Below are 16581 nucleotides of genomic sequence, written 5' to 3'. Positions count from 1 at the left end.
ATTTGTTCTCCTTCGGTGTGAAGACCAGACCAGTGAAATGCGCAACTACTGACAGGACCCGGCCGCGCATTCTGGTCAGGGTGTTCGAGCGTGTAGGTTGCAACCGTGCGCGATTGGGACGTCGTAAGTCCTACCGCTAGAGCCCGTTCATACTGAGCGCGTTCCAGCTGCCGCGGCGCGCGTTCTGCTGGTACCGCTGCAGCGCCTCGTTGACGATGATCGATGCGTCGCCGTTGGCCTGCTCGCGGAGGACTCCGAAGATACGGCCGTCCATGAGGATCGGACGGTCATTCGGCACGAGCTGCGCTGCGGGTGCGGCGGGCGCCGCGGTCTGCTGCGTCATCCTGCGTTCGACGATGGTGCGCTCGAGGACCGCGGGGCTGCTGCCGCCGACCTGCCAGGTGGAGGCAGGAACTGCGACCTGGCCGCCGTCCGCGAAGCCCTGGAAGCCGCCACTGTCGAGCATCTGCCGGAAGCGATATACGGCTGCCTGCCCGCCCATCCGGCGTACGTCCTCCGAGTCGAGGACGTGCTCACCGTTAGAAAGTCGGAACAGGCCCGCCTTGTCGTCGCGCGGGCCGCCCGGGCCGTAGATCGCGCCGCCGTTCGCGCGACCGTCGCCGAGACCGAACCCGATGTTGGGATTCGTGGCGTTGACGGTGATCGTCGCCGACCGGCTGTTCACGTAGCGGAGGTAGGCGTCGGTCGCCGCATACGCCTGGGAGGTGTCCGCGGTCACGGCAGTCTCGACGAGCGACGGGACCGCGCCGTAGGTGGCGATGAGGTCCCGTGCTTCCTGCTCGGTAAGGCCCATCTGCGTGAGCTGGTTCACGAGCGCCGCGGTGCCTTCGTCGAAGCGTCCGCGCAGGGCCGACTGAGACTCACCCGTCGCGGCTGCTGCACCGATCTGCTCGCCGAGCGCGCCGATCGATGCGCGGATCTGCCCCTCGAGCGCCGCGTTGGCCTGCACGGACCCATCGGTGGCACGGGTGTACGCGTCGACAAGCGGGGCGCCCGTCTCGACGGACACGCCGACCGTGTCGACCGCAGAGGCGAGAGCGAGAGTCGTGTCGGAGAGCGTGGCGATGTCGATCTGAGGGTCGAAGAAGTCGTGGAACTGGTCACGGCCGTCTTCGAGGTTGCCGCTGAGCTGGCGGACGTTGTCGGCGACGGACGACGTCTTCTCGTCGAAGGACTCCATGTCAGTAATGACCTCCTCGAGCCCGGACGTGTCGTGGCCGAGGAAGTACATCACCTGCCCAATGGACTTGAGGATGTCGACGCCGGCACCGGACACGAACTCTCCGAGCGCCTCCGTGCCGCCCGCGACCGACTCGATGATGGCCTGTCCGAAGTCGATTCCGCCGTCGATGAGATCGGAGAGGAACTGCAGGACGGGTCCGCGGTTCTCGGTCACGAAGGTTGCGAGCTGGCCGAGACCGTCACCGAAGGCTCCCGCGAGGGCACCCTTCACCGCGTCGCCCGCGACCTCGATGCTGCGCAGAGCGCCCTCGATCTTCGAGGCGTCGTTGCTGGCGAGGGTGTCGAACATGCGCTGGGCGGAGCCCTGGACGCCGTTGAGCTGCTCTTCCGCGTTGGACAGGTCGATCGTGGAGAGGTCGAACTGCAGGTCCTCGTACTGGGTGCCGAGGAGTCCGACTGCGACGGCGTTCTGCGTCAGCGGGTCCGTGTCGCGCAGCTTGTCGAAGAGCTCGTCGAGAGCGGCGCCGGCTTCGGGTCCGCCGTTGACGAACGCGGCCTGCAGCTCGGAGGGTACGAGGCCGAGCTGCTCGACGAAGCCGCTGGTCGCGTCGTCGCCGTCGCGCAGGCGGATGCCGAGCTCGCGGAGGGAGTCGGCGAAGAAGTCGGTGTTGGGTGCGCCGGCCTTGAGCCCCTGGTTGAGGATGCCGAGGGTCTGCCCGCCGGTGAACCCGAGGGCGGCGAAGGTCGAGCCGTACTCGCCGAGGGTGTCGAGGAGGTCTTCGCCGAGGTTGACGCCCTCGCGGGCGCCCGTCGCGAGGATGTCGAACGCGTCCTGCGCGGATGCGGCGAGCCCGGTGCGGAGCAGCTGCGTCACGGTCTTCGCGACCGGCTGCACATCCTCCTCGAGAACGTCGGCGATGCCAGCGATCCCCTCGATGACCTTCTGAGAGTCGCGGTTCGTCGCCTGCGGGTCGATGAGGTCGAACTGCAGCCCGAGCCGGGCGGTGTTCATGTTCTGCTCGATCGAATCGCCGAAGCCGTTCGCGTACGCCTCCGAGGACGTGCGGCCGATGGCTGCCGCCTCCGCCTCCGTGATGCCCGTGAGCGCCTGCAGACGGTCCCGGCTCACTTCCTGCTGCAGGCCGTCCCTCACGCCGTCAGCGAGCGCCTGACCGATGGCGACCCCGACGCCGACAACAGCGCCCGCGATCGGAATGGTTGCAAGGGCGGAGATGACGCTCCCGCTGAACTTCGAGCCGGCGTCGTCGCCCGCGTCGCCCACCGTGTCGGCGAGATCCCCGATGGCCTTGTCGGCGCTCGACGTGTCTGCGTCGATCTCGACCTTCGTGCGGGCGCTGCGCAGAGCGTCGAGGTTCCGCTGCATGCGCTGCAGGTTCGCCTCCGCCCGGGAGATGTCGGCCTTGACGTCGAGATCTGTCTCCACCGACCGGAGGTAGTCGAGGCGCTCCTTGACCGAGTCCGTCGCCTTCGCCGCCTTCTCAATGTTCGCGTCGATCGTGGCAACCGTCTTCTGCGACACGAGCTTCTTGGCGGCGGTCTCGACGCTCTCCATGCCCTCGAGCGCGGGCTTCGCGTTGGCGTCGACTTTCGCGGTCGTCTTCTGCTTCTCGATGCGCTGGCCGGCGGACTTCACGTCCTTCTCGGCCTTCGCGACGTCGTCGGTGTTCGCGGTGAAGAGGACTTCGAGCTCGGCTGCCTTCATGTGAGGCTCCTTCGGGTCTTGGAAAAAACGCTATGGGTGTAAGGGCGCTATCCCCCCGGGGGCGCCGTCCCCCAGGGGGGAGGGGGGTGGTGGCCCGTCTCGAGGTGCAGGCCGCGTCTCATTGGCCCGTCAGCTGAACCAGGCATAGGAAAGGGTTCGCTCGAGCCCGTTAGCGCTGTACTGCTGGAGCTGCTTGAGGTCGGCGACCGTCTCCGCAGCCTGCGGGTACTCGGCGAGGAAGATGTCACGGACGCCGGGCCACGCCTTGTCGAGACCTGCGCGGAAGACAGCGAACGCGAGGCTCTTGTCGCCGACTCGGATCGCCTGGGAGAGCAGGCGCTTGGCGTCGTCCTCTTCCTCGAGTCGATCGGCTCGGTCCTGGGCGTCGCGGAACGCGATGATGTCGGCGCCCCCGTCGCCGACAGTCGCGTCGAGGGCCCGCTCGAGCTCCTGCGTCTTCGCCTTCACCAGGGCGTTCTCCTGCGAGCGAAGGTCTGCGAGAGCTCCCTTCGTCTGGTTAACGTAGTCCTGCTTCTGCTCTTCCTTCCCCTGGTCGCTGAGCGTGGGGTCCTGGTCGATCGCGTTCTGCGTGTCCCGGAGACCAGACGACATCTCGGCTGCTCGCGCGCGGAGAGCTTCGATCTGCTTGTTGAGCTGGGTGAGCGCCATGAGTGTTCTACCTTCTTCGCCCTCGGGCGATATACGTATCGGCTTCTGCCTGTTCGATGATCCAGTTGTTGCCCTGCTTCGTCGCCGGCAGGTAACCCTGTTGGCAGTCGAGGCGGACCTTTCTCTCGGATAGTCCCGCAGCTATCGCTACCCGGTGGACTGTCCATAGACCATGTTCCAAGAATGCCGAGGGATGCCGAGTGAGAGTGCCGGTATCGGCAGGAACGGTGAAAGCCGCCATGCTTATTGCGCTGAGTAGTTCATAGATCGCCGTATCGCCGACACGGTATTGCTGCCGAAGGTCACCCAGCTTTGCCGCCTGGTAGAGGGCTCGCGCGTCCTGCGGGGTCAAGATCAGCGAGCCGAAGGGAATGAGATGAGTCAAAGCTGCAGTCCTCTCGGTTTTTTTCTACGCGGGGAGATATTGGCGCTATCCCCTCGGGGTCGCCGTTCCCCTGCCCCCCCGGGGGTGGGGGGCAGGGGGTGACAGGTGGGGTGCGGTTCAGCCGTCGCCGGCTGCGTCCTGCTCGAGCCTCAGCGCCCACTGCGCGGCTACGAGCTGCAGGTGTGCGTTGACGGCCTCGAAACCTTCGCGATTGCGAAGGTCCTGCAGAATGTAGGCGCCTGTGCCGAACGCCTGAAGGATGATCTCGGGCATGAGGTCCCGGTCTTCCTGCGTGAGCGTCGGGTCAGCGAACACGCTCTTCAGGTGGTCGTAGATCTCCGCCGCGGTGCCGTTGAACGTGAGCATCGTCATCGTCAGCTCGACGACCAGGGAGTCCTGCTTCCTCGTGAACACGGTCATCAGCTGTCCTCCCTGTTCTGGTAGCGACGCAGGGCGTTCTCCTTGCCTGCGGCCTTCCGGCGCCACCTATCCCGGTCCAGGCGCAACTCAGTGTTCTCCCTCTCGAGAGTCGCGAGCCGCGCCAACAACGGCGAAGCGGTCGTAGTGGTGTCGGTCATTAGTCCTCCTTGAATTGCAGGAATTCGATATCGCAGGTCGGGCAGGTGGTCTTGCCCGGAACCTCAGCTGCGGGGTGGATGGGGAGCGCGCACACAGTGCACGTGATCCACTCATCCGGAACAGCGCCGAGAGAGAGGCGCCAGTAGTACACGCACTCAGGGCAGACGCCGAGACCGTCCGTCTTGATCCGGTGCTTCAGGCACGTCGGAGCGGGTCGCTCCATTGCGAGGTCGAGCAGCCACCGGTACGGCCGGCCCGGCTCCTGCGTCGGCCAGAACGACACCGCCGCGGTCACGATGCCTCCCTCGGGCGAAAGCGAGTCACTGCGCCGTCACGCTGGGGGACGCCGGGGATGACGTCTGTAACCTCGCCCGTAGCCTGGTTGACGATCTGCTGAGGAGGGGGATTGTCAGCCGTTTTCGCTTCAACCTGAGCTTCTAGATCTTGGCCTGTCCTTGCACTTGCCTTTCCTCCGGGGTGACCGGTCATGTCCTCGGTCACCTGACCGGTCATGCTGTCCTCGGTGAAGGATGGTGTGCGGGCTCGAGATTTCTCACGCTCCCGTTCTCGCAACGCCTTGTTCTTGTTGCGGTTCCGCTCCCGCTGCCACTCCACGTCGACGGCGAGGCTCTGGGTCTGTTCCCAGTTGAGAACCTGCACGTGATCGGTCTGCCGCTCCCACACCTTCGCGTCGATCAACTCGTTGACCGCGCTGGTGTCGGTGCCGTCCGGGTGAAGCAGCCGCAGAGATCGGATCGGGATCTGTCCGTCCGTTCCTTGCTCGGCCGACCACATCAGTGCACCGGTCATCATTCGATAAGCCTTGTCCGAAAGCCCTTCGACTATTGGGTCGGTAAGCCACCGCCCTGGGAGTCTTGCATCAGTCATAAGCGCCTCCTTTCTTGATATGAGGCGAGCCGATCACGTTTCCACGCCGCGATCGGCTCGCCTGGTTTGTTAGAGCTGTGTGAGTGCGTGCGAGCCGGACTCGTGATCTTCGAGTAGCCAGTCGTCGAGCTTCGGGTTCTCGGCGCGATGGGCTGCGGCGATGAGTTCGACCGCGAGGCGAACGGCCTCGTCTGGGGCCAGCGGCACGGTGAGTCCGGGGACGTCGACCCGCACGACGATCTGCTCGTCGTACTCGTCGGGTTCAATAGCGATGGAGCCGCCCGCCCATCGGGTTTCCACGAGCGCCGCGGTCATCGAGCGCCCCCTGCCTTGAGCGCGTCGGCGTACAGCTTCGACAGCACGAAGACCTCGCGGACCGTCAACAAGCGGCAGTCGCCGTCCTCAGCCCTGTGCAGTGATGGGACGCATACGCCGACTGCGTGCGCGGCATCGCAGAGCGCGACACCGGCAAGCCGGCGCAGCTTGCGAAGCGAGCGGCCGGGACCGTCAGGGGCGCCGACGATCTCCGCGGGGGTCATGCGTGCACCGCCTTGCGCGCCTGGTTGCGGAGGGTCTTGCTGAGGCGCTCGAACTGGTCCGCCATTTCCAACAACTCGGTCTTCGCGAGGGAGTAGTCGAACGTCTCGGGCATGAAGATCGCGGTGCGGTCGATCATGGTGCCGTCTTCGGCGGCGTAGCTCACCCGATAGGCGGTGACGGTGCCACCGTTGATCGTGCCAATCGTCTCGCGAGTTCCCTCGTGCCACTCGGGCTCGAGCAGTCCGGCCGTGTCGTCGAGCTCGTGGCCGATGCACCAGTCGAAGTCGATGCAGGAAATGGGGGACAACAGCCGGAGATCCGCTGTGCCGAGCTTGATGCCCTCGAGCTCGTACATCCCCAGGAACGTCCACGGGGCGCCGTGCTCGTCGGTGTAGGGAGTGCCGGCGACGGTCGAGTACAACAACCCAGCGGGGAGGCGGGAGCCGTAGCAGATCAAACCGTGGGCGTCGGCGGTCACGACGACCTCTGCTCCGGCGATCATCTGTGCGCTGAGCGCGGCCGGGGGAACTCGGCGGTAGCGCTCGGGTTCAATGTCGGTGTTCGGTGTTACTGTCACTGGGAAGTCTCCTTCGTTCTGTGTGGTAGCGGTTCGGTTGGAGTTCTGGCTCTCAGCGGTGCAAACGCTGGGGGCCTTCTTCTTTGCGGTCACGATGCCGCGCGCTCGTCCTCGACGATCCCGAACACTCGGAGCAGCGCGGCTCGGGGGATCATCCGGCGGGCACCGAGCTGGATGCTCGGGATGGTCCCGTTTTTGACGGCCGCGCTGATCTTGCGCTGGTCGATCTGGACCAGGGCGGCGGCTTCCTTGAAAGTCAGGGCGGCTGGCCCTGCGGACGTGATGGTCACGGTGACCCTTCTTGTCGGTTGGTGTTGGTTGGTCGTCTTGCCTCGCCCATACGGCGCATCTCGCGCAGTCGGTTCGAGGGCATTGCTCAAGACCCGCGAGTCGGTCTCGCGTGAGCCTTCCCCCGTCGCCGGGTCTTACCCGGTAGGAGGCTCTTCGTGGAGTTGCATACCGACGTCACTTGCGCGCCACCGGCACTGATATGTAACCACATGTTGCTCATCGATGACAACCGCCCGCAATTGCAGCCTGTCGGCGGTGCCGCGTAGCCTCGGCCCGTGAGCGACACCGCATCAGTTCGAGAGCCCATCGCTGGCAGACCCGTATGGGAGGTGGCCGACAGCGGCAAGGAGTGGATTGGCCTCGGCGGCAACCTCGAAGTACCGATGGCCGTCAACATCTCGCGGATCTCCGACGAGGAGTGGGACTACTACGTCGACGCCTCGGTGACTTTCGATGTCGCATCGATGCGCTACGAGATCACGACGGTCGCGCTGCACTCGTATCGAGTCGACGGTCGGCCCACTCCGGTGACCGCTCGTGCGCTGCGGTCGATGCTGCTGAGCAAGCTAGAGGCGAAGATCTTCACCGAGGGCTTCCCGATCATCGTCGGCCCCAACCAGGAGCCGGGATTCGGCCAGTTCGGATGGAAGGGACTCGACCGCGTTGGCGACGATCTGCGCGGAAACGGCCCGACTCCGCAGGCACTCGAGGCCGCTGCGGCGATCTACTGCGCCTACTTCGCAATCCGCGGAAACCCAACTCAGAAGATCTCGGAGGCATTCGGCCTACCGCATCGCACGGCCAGTCACTGGGTCAAGCTCGCTCGCGAACGCGGGCACCTGAGCAAAGACCCGACGAAGAGCATCGACACGCCCAAGCGATGGATAGTAAGTGGCTAGCTCGCCCGGCAGGCGCGCGAATAACGCAGGAACGGTCGCCAGCTACACGACTACCGCCGGGCGTGTCTTATGGCGCTTGGCGTACTGGGTGGAGCTCGAGAACGGCGAGCGGGCGCGGAAGTTCAAGCGCGGCTTCGAGAGCGAGCAGGACGCGCACACGGCGCTCGAGGACATCCGCGTCGACATGCGCCGCGGCTCGCACGTCGAGGAGATTCGCGACAAGCTCGACGACTACGCGGGGGAGTACCTCGCGACTATCCGCGTCCGTCCGACGACGCTGGCCGGCTACCGGAAGCACTACCGGGTGCACGTGCAGGGGTCGACGATCGGCAAGATGCCAATCTCGGCGATCACGAAGGATCACCTGAATCGGTTCTACCGCGTTCTCGAGCAGTCGGGGCGTAAAGACAAGGGGCACGAGGGGGAGCCGCTGGGGCTGGCGACTGTCCGGCATGTGCATGTGCTGCTCTCGCAGATCCTCTCTCACGCTCTCGACGACGGGAAGATCAAGACCAACCCCGCTAAGAAAGCGTCGCCGCCGCGAAAGGTCGACGCTGCACCGCCAGAAATGCATGTGTGGACTGCGCAGGAGACGAAGCAATTCCTCGACTGGTCCCGCGAGAGTGGGGACTACCTGTATCTCGCGTGGCGCACGCTACTCGCCACGGGTTTACGCCGGGGGGAGATCCTGGCGCTGCGCTGGCGGGACATCGACTTCTCGGCAGGGACGATCGTCGTGCGGCGCGCCATGCAGTACGTGAAAGAGGCTGGGACGGCCCCTGTGACGACGTTCGGACCGCCGAAGAACGGGAAGCCGCGGAACGTCGACATCGACCCGCAGCTCGTCACTGAGCTTCGCGTGCGACGCGACGGCATCCGGTCGGTCGCCCCGGAGCACGCCGCGGCCGACTCGCTGGTGTTCTCGAACCGGTACGGCCGGCCGCACAATCCGGTGCAGTTCTCTCGGCAGTGGCGCGAGCGGGTCGTGAAGGCGCAGGAGAGCCTGCCTGACCTGCCGACGATCAAGCTGCACGAGGGGCGCCACACCCACGCGACGACGCTGCTCAGCGCGGGCGTGAACGTGCGGGTCGTTTCGGAGCGACTGGGGCACACGTCCGCCGCGGTCACGTTGACGATCTACGCGCACGCGATCAAGTCGCTGCAGCGCGCTGCCGCGGACATGATGGGCGACCTGTTCGCCTGACTGTGCCTCCTGCTGTGCCACTAGCGCTGCGCGAGGCCGCCAGGGTAAAAGAAAACGGTGCCCATGCTGGCGAGAGCAATGGGCACCGTTCGCGGAGGATGGGGGATTCGAACCCCCGAGGGCTTGCACCCAACACGCTTTCCAAGCGTGCGCCATAGGCCACTAGGCGAATCCTCCTGGCGCGACCGTGGCCGCGACTCATCGATACTAGCCGGTGCCGGCGCCCTCCGCTGACCACGGCCCCGCGACGGCCGTGCCCGCCCCGCCGCCGGCGTCGGTTAGACTGTCTCCCGGCTCCCCGCGTGGCGCCATCCAGGCCAACTCCCCCAGGGCGGAAACGCAGCAAGGGTAACCGGGCTCTGGCGGGTGCGCGGGGGGTCTTTCCTTTTAACGGGTCGCGCACTCAGCCCACCTCTCCTCCACAGCCCGCCGCTCCTGCACGCTCTCCCATCCGGGGCACCCGCCCAGCCTCCGGAGGGCGCCCGTCGCTAGGCTTGCGCCGATGGTTCAGAGCATCTACATCTCGTCCGCCGAAGGTCATTCGGGCAAGTCCACGGTCGCCCTCGGCGTCCTCGACCTGCTCAGCAGTCAGGTGCAGCGGGTCGGCGTCTTCCGCCCGATCGCCCGCTCCACCTCCGAGCGCGACTACGTGCTCGAGATGCTGCTCGGCCACTCCGACTCGGGTCTCGCCTACGACGACTGCATCGGCGTCACCTACGAGGACGTGCACGCCGACGGCGAGGCCGCCCTCTCCCGCATCGTCGAGCGCTACAAGGCCGTCGAGGCGCAGTGCGACACGGTCGTGATCCTCGGCTCCGACTACACCGACGTCGGCAGCCCGACGGAGCTCGGCTACAACGCCCGCATCGCGGCGAACCTCGGCGCGCCCGTCCTCCTCGTCCTCACCGGTCGCGACCCGTCGCGGAGCGAGCAGCTCGGCCAGGCCCCCGCTCGCACGCCCGACGAGATGCGGCAGATCACCGAGCTCGCCGCGGTCGAGCTGCGCACCGCGCACGCGAGCCTCATCGGCGTCGTCGCCAACCGCGCCGACCCGGGCACCTCGGAGCAGGCCGTCGCCGCGATCCGCGAGGCTCTGCCCTCCGGCGCCCCGGTCTGGGCGATCCACGAGGACCCGTCCCTGGTCGCCCCGAGTGTCTCCCGCATCATCGACGCCGTCGACGGCGTCTTCGTCGCGGGCGACCCGGAGCTGCTCGGCCGCGAGGCCCTCGGCGTGGTCGTCGCGGGCATGTCGATGGTCAACGTCCTGCCGCGCCTGATGGAGGGCGGTGTCGTCATCGTCCCCGGCGACCGCCCCGAGGTCGTGCTCGCCGTGATCATGGCGCACGCCTCGGGCAACTTCCCGACGGTCTCCGCGATCATCCTCAACGGCGGCTTCGAGCTGCAGGAGCCGATCGTCCGCCTGATCGAGGGCGTCGACAACCGCCTGCCGATCGTGATGACCGAGCTCGGCACCTACGACACCGCGGTGCGGGTCACCGCCGCACGCGGTCGCCTCGCCGCCGACTCGCCGCGCAAGCGCGACACCTCCCTCGCCCTGTTCGCCGAGGCGATCGACCCGGTCGAGCTGCTCACCCTCCTCGACGTCGGCCGCTCCGAGGTCGTCACCCCGCTGATGTTCGAGTACGGCCTGATCGAGCGCGCCCGCATCGCCGACCGGCACATCGTGCTGCCCGAGGGCGGCGACGACCGCATCCTCCGTGCCGCCGCGACCGTGCTCAAGCGTGGCATCGCCCGCCTGACGATCCTCGGCGAGGAGGTCGAGGTGCGCTCCCGCGCCGCGAGCCTCGGCCTGGACATCGACGGCGCCCGCGTCCTCAGCGTCCTCGACCCGGAGCACCGCAACCGCTTCGCCGAGGAGTACGCCCGCATCCGCGCGCACAAGGGCATCACCTTCGACCACGCCTACGACACCGTCACCGACGTCTCCTACTTCGGCACGATGATGGTGCAGCTCGGCCTCGCCGACGGCATGGTCTCGGGCGCCGCGCACACCACCGCGCACACCATCCGCCCCGGCTTCGAGATCATCAAGACCAGCCCCGGCGTCTCCGTCGTCTCGAGCGTGTTCCTGATGGCGCTCGCCGACCGCGTCCTCGTCTACGGCGACTGCGCCGTGAACCCCGACCCGACCGAGGCGCAGCTGGCCGACATCGCGATCTCCTCCGCCGAGACGGCGCAGCAGTTCGGCATCGACCCGCGGATCGCGATGCTCTCCTACTCCACCGGCGAGAGCGGAGCGGGCGCCGACGTCGAGAAGGTCCGCGCCGCCACCGCGCTGGTTCGCGAGCGCCGCCCCGACCTGCTCGTCGAGGGCCCGATCCAGTACGACGCCGCAGCGGACGCGGCCGTCGCCGCCTCGAAGATGCCCGGCTCGCAGGTCGCAGGACGTGCGACGGTGTTCATCTTCCCCGACCTCAACACGGGCAACAACACCTACAAGGCCGTGCAGCGCTCGGCCGGCGCCGTCGCCATCGGGCCGGTCCTGCAGGGCCTGCGGAAGCCGGTCAACGACCTCTCCCGCGGCGCCCTCGTGCAGGACATCGTCAACACCGTCGCGATCACCGCGATCCAGGCGGCGACGCAGGCCATCGTCCCGCCGACCTCCGCCATCCCCGTCGTGCGCTGAGGGCCACCCGCCCGAGCGCTCCGTCCGACCCCGAACCCCCAGGAGTCCCACCGTGTCCGTCGTCCTCGTCGTCAACAGCGGCTCGTCGTCCTTCAAGTACCAGCTCATCGAGATGACGACGGAGGAGACGCTCGCCAGCGGCCTCGTCGAGCGGATCGGCGAGGAGACCGGCCGCACGAAGCACAGTCACGACGGCGACACCGTCGAGTTCGAGACGCCGATCCCGGATCACACGGCCGGCTTCGACGCGATGATCCGCGCCTTCGCCGAGCACGGCCCGAGCCTCGACGAGTTCCCGCCGATCGCCGTCGGCCACCGCGTCGTGCACGGCGGCAAGCGCTTCTACGAGCCGACCGTCGTCACCGACCTCGTCAAGATCAACATCGAGGACCTCAGCGACCTCGCTCCGTTGCACAACCCCGCCAACCTCGAGGGCATCGAGGCCGCGCAGAAGGCCTTCCCGAGCGTCCCGCACGTCGCCGTCTTCGACACCGCGTTCCACCACACCATCCCCGCGGCGGCCTCCACCTACGCGATCCCCGCCGAGCTCGCCGACAAGCACCGCATCCGCCGCTACGGCTTCCACGGCACCTCGCACAAGTTCGTCTCCGAGGCGGCCGCCGCGTTCCTCGGCCGCCGCCGCTCCGACCTCAAGACGATCGTCCTGCACCTCGGCAACGGCGCCTCCGCCTGCGCGATCGACGGCGGCGCCTCCGTCGAGACCTCGATGGGCATGACCCCGCTCGAGGGCCTCGTGATGGGCACCCGCTCCGGCGACCTCGACCCCGCCGTCGTCTTCCACCTCGCCCGCAAGGCCGGCCTGTCCACCGACGAGCTCGACACCGTGCTCAACCGCCGCAGCGGACTCCTCGGCCTCTCCGGCCGCGGCGACATGCGCGACGTGCAGGACGCGGCCGAAGCCGGCGACGAGACCGCCGTCGCCGCGCTCGAGGTCTACTACCACCGCCTCCGCCACTACGTCGGCGCCTACTACGCCCAGCTCGGCCGCGTCGACGCGATCGTCTTCACCGCCGGAGTCGGCGAGAACGTCCCCGCCGTCCGCGCCGGCGCCCTCCGCGGCCTCGAGGGCCTCGGCATCGAGCTCGACCCCGAGCGCAACACCGCCCGCGACCGCGGCCCCCGCCGCATCTCCACCGACGACTCCCGCGTCGCCGTCCTCGTCATCCCCACCAACGAGGAGCTTGAGATCGCGCGGCAGTCCTTGTCCGTCGTCTAGCAGCTTCGCTGCTAGACGACTCGCGGTCGGCTTGCACGGGTGGGAGCGTTCTGTGGAGCGGGTCGCGTCGGGCTGCCCTGAATCGCTGCCACGCGATTCCGGGTCGTGCCCTCTGCCCTGCCCGTGCAAGCCCGGTGCGGCCGACGCCTTCGGTGGTCCCCTGAGCAGCGGTGGGGCCGCGCTGGCGCGCGAGCTGCTCTCGGAGACGGCGCCGAACGTGCGAGCTGCGGAAGGGCCGCGCTGACGCGCGAGCCACCACCCCATGTTGGTCGAGTAGCCCCGCAGGGGCGTATCGAGACCCGCCGTTCAAAGCAGGGCGGGTCTGCAGACTCAGGTTCTGACGTGGGTGGATCTCGATACGCCCGCTGCGCGGGCTACTCGATCAGCGGAGGGGGCCGCGCTGGCGCGCGAGCTGCCGAGTCCCGCGGCCACCGCGCCCTGCATGCTGGTCGAGGAGCCGCGGAACGCGGCGTATCGAGACCCGCCCGCGTCAGTCCGCGAGGCGGGCGTCGCCCGCGTAGACGTTGAAGCCCGCGCCGCGGCTGAAGCCGATGAGGGTGAGACCCGAGTCGCGGGCGAGGTCGACGGCGAGCGAGGACGGGGCGCCGACCGCCGCGAGGAGGGGGACGCCCGCCATCACGGCCTTCTGCACGAGCTCGAACGAGGCGCGGCCCGACACCTGCAGCAGCGCGCCGCGCAGCGGCAGCCGGCCCTCGCGCAGGCCCCAGCCGACGACCTTGTCGACGGCGTTGTGCCGCCCCACGTCCTCCCGCAGGGCCAGCAGCGAGCCGTCGGCGTCGAAGAGGCCGGCCGCGTGCAGGCCGCCGGTCCGCTCGAACACCGCCTGCGCCTCGCGCAGCCGGTCCGGCAGCGACACGAGCAGCTCGGTCGAGACCCGCAGCGGATCCTCCGCCACGCTCCACGCCGACTCCGTCGCGACGGCCTCGAGCGACGCCAGCCCGCACACCCCGCAGGAGCTCGACGTGTACACCGAGCGCTCGCGGTCGAGCAGGATCTCCGCGCGGCCCCCGCGCACCGTCGCGTCGATCACGTTGTAGGTGTTCTCGCTCGGCCCCGCGCCGCTCGCGCAGTAGCGCATCGCGGCGAGCTGCTCCGTCGAGGTGAGCACCCCCTCCGACACCAGGAACCCGGCGACCAGGTCGAAGTCCTCCCCGGGCGTGCGCATGGTGACGCTGAGGCGCCGCCCGCCCACGCGGATCTCGAGCGGCTCCTCGACGGCGAGCACGTCCTCGCGGCGCCGGGTCGGCTCCCCGGCGCGGACGGCGATCAGGCGGGTCCGGGCGACGGCACGGCTCATGGGGTCCTCCTCGACGCGACTGGCGCACCGCCCCACGACCTGAGAGCCCGGACGGCAGGCGCTCATCCTCCCACCCGCTCCCCGACGTACGATGCAGGAATGGTCGATGACGCCGAAGCCCGCGAGAACCCGATCGACGAGAGCGCCGTCACGGTCGGCGCCCCGAAGCGGAGGGCCGTCGGCATCCCCGGCGTGGCACACGCGCTGCAGATCTCGCTCAAGCAGATGGGTCCGCTGCGCAGCGCCGAGACGCTCCTGCGGGTGAACCAGAAGACCGGCTTCGACTGCCCCGGCTGCGCCTGGCCCGAGGCCGACAAGCGGCACGTCGCCGAGTTCTGCGAGAACGGCGCGAAGGCGGTCGCCGAGGAGGCGACGCTGCGCACCGTCACGGCCGACTTCTTCGCCGCGCACTCGATGATCGAGCTCGAGGGCTGGGACGACTACCAGCTCGGCCAGCAGGGCCGCCTCACCGAGCCGATGCTCCTGGACGAGGGCGCGACGCACTACCGCCCGGTCGGCTGGGACGAGGCCCTCGACGTCGTGGCGGACGAGCTGCGCGCCTGCGCCGACCCGGACGAGGCGATCTTCTACACCTCCGGCCGCACCTCCAACGAGGCCGCGTTCGTCTACCAGCTGCTGGTGCGCGGCTTCGGCACCAACAACCTGCCCGACTGCTCCAACATGTGCCACGAGTCCAGCGGCTCGGCGCTGACCGAGACGATCGGCATCGGCAAGGGCACGGTCAGCCTCCGCGACGTCGAGCGGGCACCGCTGCTGATCATCGCCGGCCAGAACCCCGGCACTAACCACCCGCGGATGCTCACCGCGCTCGAGCGGGCGAAGCGCGCGGGCAGCACCATCGTCGCCATCAACCCGCTGCCCGAGGCGGGCCTGCTGCGCTTCGAGAACCCGCAGACCGTCCGCGGGATGATCGGCGGCGGCACGGCCCTCGCCGACCACTTCCTCCAGGTGCGGCTCGGCGGCGACCAGGCGCTCTTCCAGGGCTTCGGCAAGGCGCTCCTCGACGCGGAGGAGGCGAGGGGCGGCGTCTTCGACCGCGCCTTCATCGCCGAGAGCACCGACGGCCTCGAGGGCTACCTCGACGAGATCCGCGGCACCGAATGGTCCGAGATCGAGCGGGCGAGCGGGATCGACGAGGCACGGATCCGCGCGATCGCCGAGCTGATCGCCGCGAGCGAGGGCACCATCGTCTGCTGGGCGATGGGGCTCACCCAGCACGCGCACTCCGTCGCGACGCTCAAGGACGTCGTCAACGTCCTGCTGCTGACCGGCAGCATCGGAAAGCCGGGCGCGGGCGTCTGCCCGGTCCGCGGCCACTCCAATGTGCAGGGCGACCGCACGATGGGCATCTTCGAGCGGATGCCCGACTCCTTCCACGACGCCCTCGACCGCGAGTTCTCCTTCACCTCGCCGCGCGAGCACGGCACCGACACGGTCGCCGCGATCCGCGCCATGCGCGACGGCAAGGCCCGCGTCTTCATGGGCCTCGGCGGCAACTTCGCCCGCGCGACGCCCGACACCGGCGTCACCGAGGCCGCGATGCGCTCGCTCGCGCTCACGGTGCACGTCTCGACCAAGCTCAACCGCTCGCACGTCGTCACCGGCCGTCGCGCGCTGATCCTGCCGACCCTCGGCCGCACCGACTCCGACAGGCGCGCCACGGGGGAGCAGCGGGTCACCGTCGAGGACTCGATGAGCGCCGTGCACGCCTCCCGCGGGCGGCTCGCGCCGCCGAGTCCGGTCCTGCAGTCCGAGGTCGCCATCCTCACCGGTATCGCCCAGCGCCTGCTCGCCGACCGCCCGAACGCACCGGTCGTCGACTGGGCGGCGTTGCGCGAGGACTACCGCCTGATCCGCCGGCACATCGCCGCGGTCGTCCCCGGCTTCGAGGACTTCGAGCGCCGCGTCAACGAGCCAGGCGGCTTCGTCCTGCCGAACCCGCCGCGCGACGAGCGGCGCTTCGCCACCGCGACCGGCCTCGCCCGCTTCACCGCGAATCCGCTGCAGTACCCGAAGGTCCCTGAGGGGCGCCTGCTGCTGCAGACGCTGCGCTCGCACGACCAGTTCAACACCACGATCTACGGCAAGGACGACCGCTACCGCGGCATCCACGGCGGCCGTCGCGTCGTCTTCGTGCACGCCGACGACATCGCCGAGCAGGGCCTCGCCGACGGCGCGATGGTCGACCTGGTCTCGGAGTGGGAGGACGGCCTCGAGCGCCGGGCCCCGTCCTTCCGCGTCGTCGCCTACGACACCCCGCGCGGCTGCATCGCGGCCTACTACCCCGAGACGAACGTGCTCGTCCCGCTCGACTCCACGGCGGCCGTCAGCGGCACCCCCACCTCGAAGTCCGTCGTCGTCCGCCTTGAGCCGGCCGCCTGACCCGCCGGCCGCCCGTTC

17 protein-coding genes, 1 tRNA gene and 1 other RNA gene are annotated in these 16581 nt (G+C 68.7%); 6 read left to right on the top strand and 13 right to left on the bottom strand.

The window, feature by feature from the left end; translation table 11 throughout:
• Positions 1-136 precede the first annotated feature (136 nt).
• The 11 genes from C1I64_RS11565 to C1I64_RS11520 form a co-directional block, all read right to left on the bottom strand.
• A complete protein-coding gene (locus tag C1I64_RS11565; protein WP_127887305.1) occupies positions 137-2926 on the bottom strand; it encodes a phage tail tape measure protein in 2790 nt (929 codons plus the stop codon).
• 129 nt (positions 2927-3055) lie between these two features.
• Positions 3056-3595, bottom strand: a complete 540-nt coding sequence (locus C1I64_RS11560; RefSeq protein ID WP_127887304.1) for a hypothetical protein — start codon at positions 3593-3595, stop codon at positions 3056-3058.
• 7 nt (positions 3596-3602) lie between these two features.
• A complete protein-coding gene (locus C1I64_RS11555) occupies positions 3603-3980 on the bottom strand; it encodes a hypothetical protein (RefSeq protein WP_127887303.1) in 378 nt (125 codons plus the stop codon).
• A gap of 117 nt (positions 3981-4097) precedes the next feature.
• Positions 4098-4400, bottom strand: a complete 303-nt coding sequence (locus C1I64_RS11550; protein ID WP_127887302.1) for a hypothetical protein — start codon at positions 4398-4400, stop codon at positions 4098-4100.
• On the bottom strand, positions 4400-4558 hold the full coding sequence (locus C1I64_RS20105) for a hypothetical protein (protein WP_164874525.1): 159 nt from the start codon (positions 4556-4558) through the stop codon (positions 4400-4402). The genes C1I64_RS11550 and C1I64_RS20105 overlap by 1 nt, the downstream gene beginning before the upstream one ends.
• Positions 4558-4854: a hypothetical protein gene (locus tag C1I64_RS11545; protein WP_127887301.1), complete on the bottom strand. Its 297-nt coding sequence runs from the start codon at positions 4852-4854 to the stop codon at positions 4558-4560. The genes C1I64_RS20105 and C1I64_RS11545 overlap by 1 nt, the downstream gene beginning before the upstream one ends.
• Complete coding sequence (locus C1I64_RS11540; RefSeq protein WP_127887300.1) at positions 4851-5447, bottom strand: hypothetical protein; 597 nt, start codon at positions 5445-5447, stop codon at positions 4851-4853. Before C1I64_RS11540 ends, C1I64_RS11545 begins: the two co-directional genes overlap by 4 nt.
• A 69-nt stretch (positions 5448-5516) precedes the next feature.
• Entirely contained in the window at positions 5517-5762 is a 246-nt protein-coding gene (locus C1I64_RS11535) for a hypothetical protein (protein WP_127887299.1), read from the bottom strand.
• Positions 5759-5986: a hypothetical protein gene (locus C1I64_RS11530; protein ID WP_127887298.1), complete on the bottom strand. Its 228-nt coding sequence runs from the start codon at positions 5984-5986 to the stop codon at positions 5759-5761. Before C1I64_RS11530 ends, C1I64_RS11535 begins: the two co-directional genes overlap by 4 nt.
• Positions 5983-6657, bottom strand: a complete 675-nt coding sequence (locus C1I64_RS11525; protein WP_127887297.1) for a hypothetical protein — start codon at positions 6655-6657, stop codon at positions 5983-5985. The genes C1I64_RS11530 and C1I64_RS11525 overlap by 4 nt, the downstream gene beginning before the upstream one ends.
• Entirely contained in the window at positions 6654-6854 is a 201-nt protein-coding gene (locus tag C1I64_RS11520) for a helix-turn-helix domain-containing protein (RefSeq protein ID WP_244209456.1), read from the bottom strand. The genes C1I64_RS11525 and C1I64_RS11520 overlap by 4 nt, the downstream gene beginning before the upstream one ends.
• A 276-nt stretch (positions 6855-7130) precedes the next feature.
• On the opposite strand from C1I64_RS11520, the gene C1I64_RS11515 reads away from it, so the two are divergent.
• On the top strand, positions 7131-7754 hold the full coding sequence (locus C1I64_RS11515) for a hypothetical protein (protein WP_127887296.1): 624 nt from the start codon (positions 7131-7133) through the stop codon (positions 7752-7754).
• Positions 7747-8958, top strand: coding sequence for a tyrosine-type recombinase/integrase (locus C1I64_RS11510; RefSeq protein WP_127887295.1), 1212 nt, complete (start codon positions 7747-7749; stop codon positions 8956-8958). Before C1I64_RS11515 ends, C1I64_RS11510 begins: the two co-directional genes overlap by 8 nt.
• Before the next feature lie 92 nt (positions 8959-9050).
• Here C1I64_RS11510 and C1I64_RS11505 read toward each other — a convergent pair.
• Positions 9051-9135 (bottom strand) — tRNA-Ser (locus C1I64_RS11505).
• A 112-nt stretch (positions 9136-9247) separates the two neighbouring features.
• On the opposite strand from C1I64_RS11505, the gene ffs reads away from it, so the two are divergent.
• The 3 genes from ffs to C1I64_RS11490 all read left to right on the top strand — a co-directional run bounded on the left by ffs (position 9248) and on the right by C1I64_RS11490 (position 12842).
• Positions 9248-9344: signal recognition particle sRNA small type (ffs, locus tag C1I64_RS11500), an RNA gene on the top strand.
• Positions 9345-9460: 116 nt separating this feature from the next.
• The gene (gene pta / locus C1I64_RS11495; protein ID WP_123447710.1) at positions 9461-11605 is read left to right on the top strand and encodes a phosphate acetyltransferase; all 2145 of its coding nucleotides are present in this window, start codon (positions 9461-9463) and stop codon (positions 11603-11605) included.
• 52 nt (positions 11606-11657) lie between these two features.
• Positions 11658-12842: an acetate/propionate family kinase gene (locus C1I64_RS11490; RefSeq protein WP_127887294.1), complete on the top strand. Its 1185-nt coding sequence runs from the start codon at positions 11658-11660 to the stop codon at positions 12840-12842.
• A 490-nt stretch (positions 12843-13332) separates the two neighbouring features.
• Here C1I64_RS11490 and fdhD read toward each other — a convergent pair whose 3' ends face one another.
• Complete coding sequence (fdhD, locus tag C1I64_RS11485; protein WP_127887293.1) at positions 13333-14160, bottom strand: formate dehydrogenase accessory sulfurtransferase FdhD; 828 nt, start codon at positions 14158-14160, stop codon at positions 13333-13335.
• 99 nt (positions 14161-14259) lie between these two features.
• Between fdhD and C1I64_RS11480 the strand changes: the two genes are divergently transcribed.
• Complete coding sequence (locus C1I64_RS11480; RefSeq protein WP_127887292.1) at positions 14260-16563, top strand: FdhF/YdeP family oxidoreductase; 2304 nt, start codon at positions 14260-14262, stop codon at positions 16561-16563.
• Positions 16564-16581 lie beyond the last annotated feature (18 nt).

The organism is Rathayibacter festucae DSM 15932, from assembly GCF_004011135.1.
Lineage (GTDB): Bacteria > Actinomycetota > Actinomycetes > Actinomycetales > Microbacteriaceae > Rathayibacter > Rathayibacter festucae.
The sequence above is the reverse complement of the archived record's forward strand: the minus strand, read 5'-3'. Positions and strand labels throughout refer to the sequence as shown.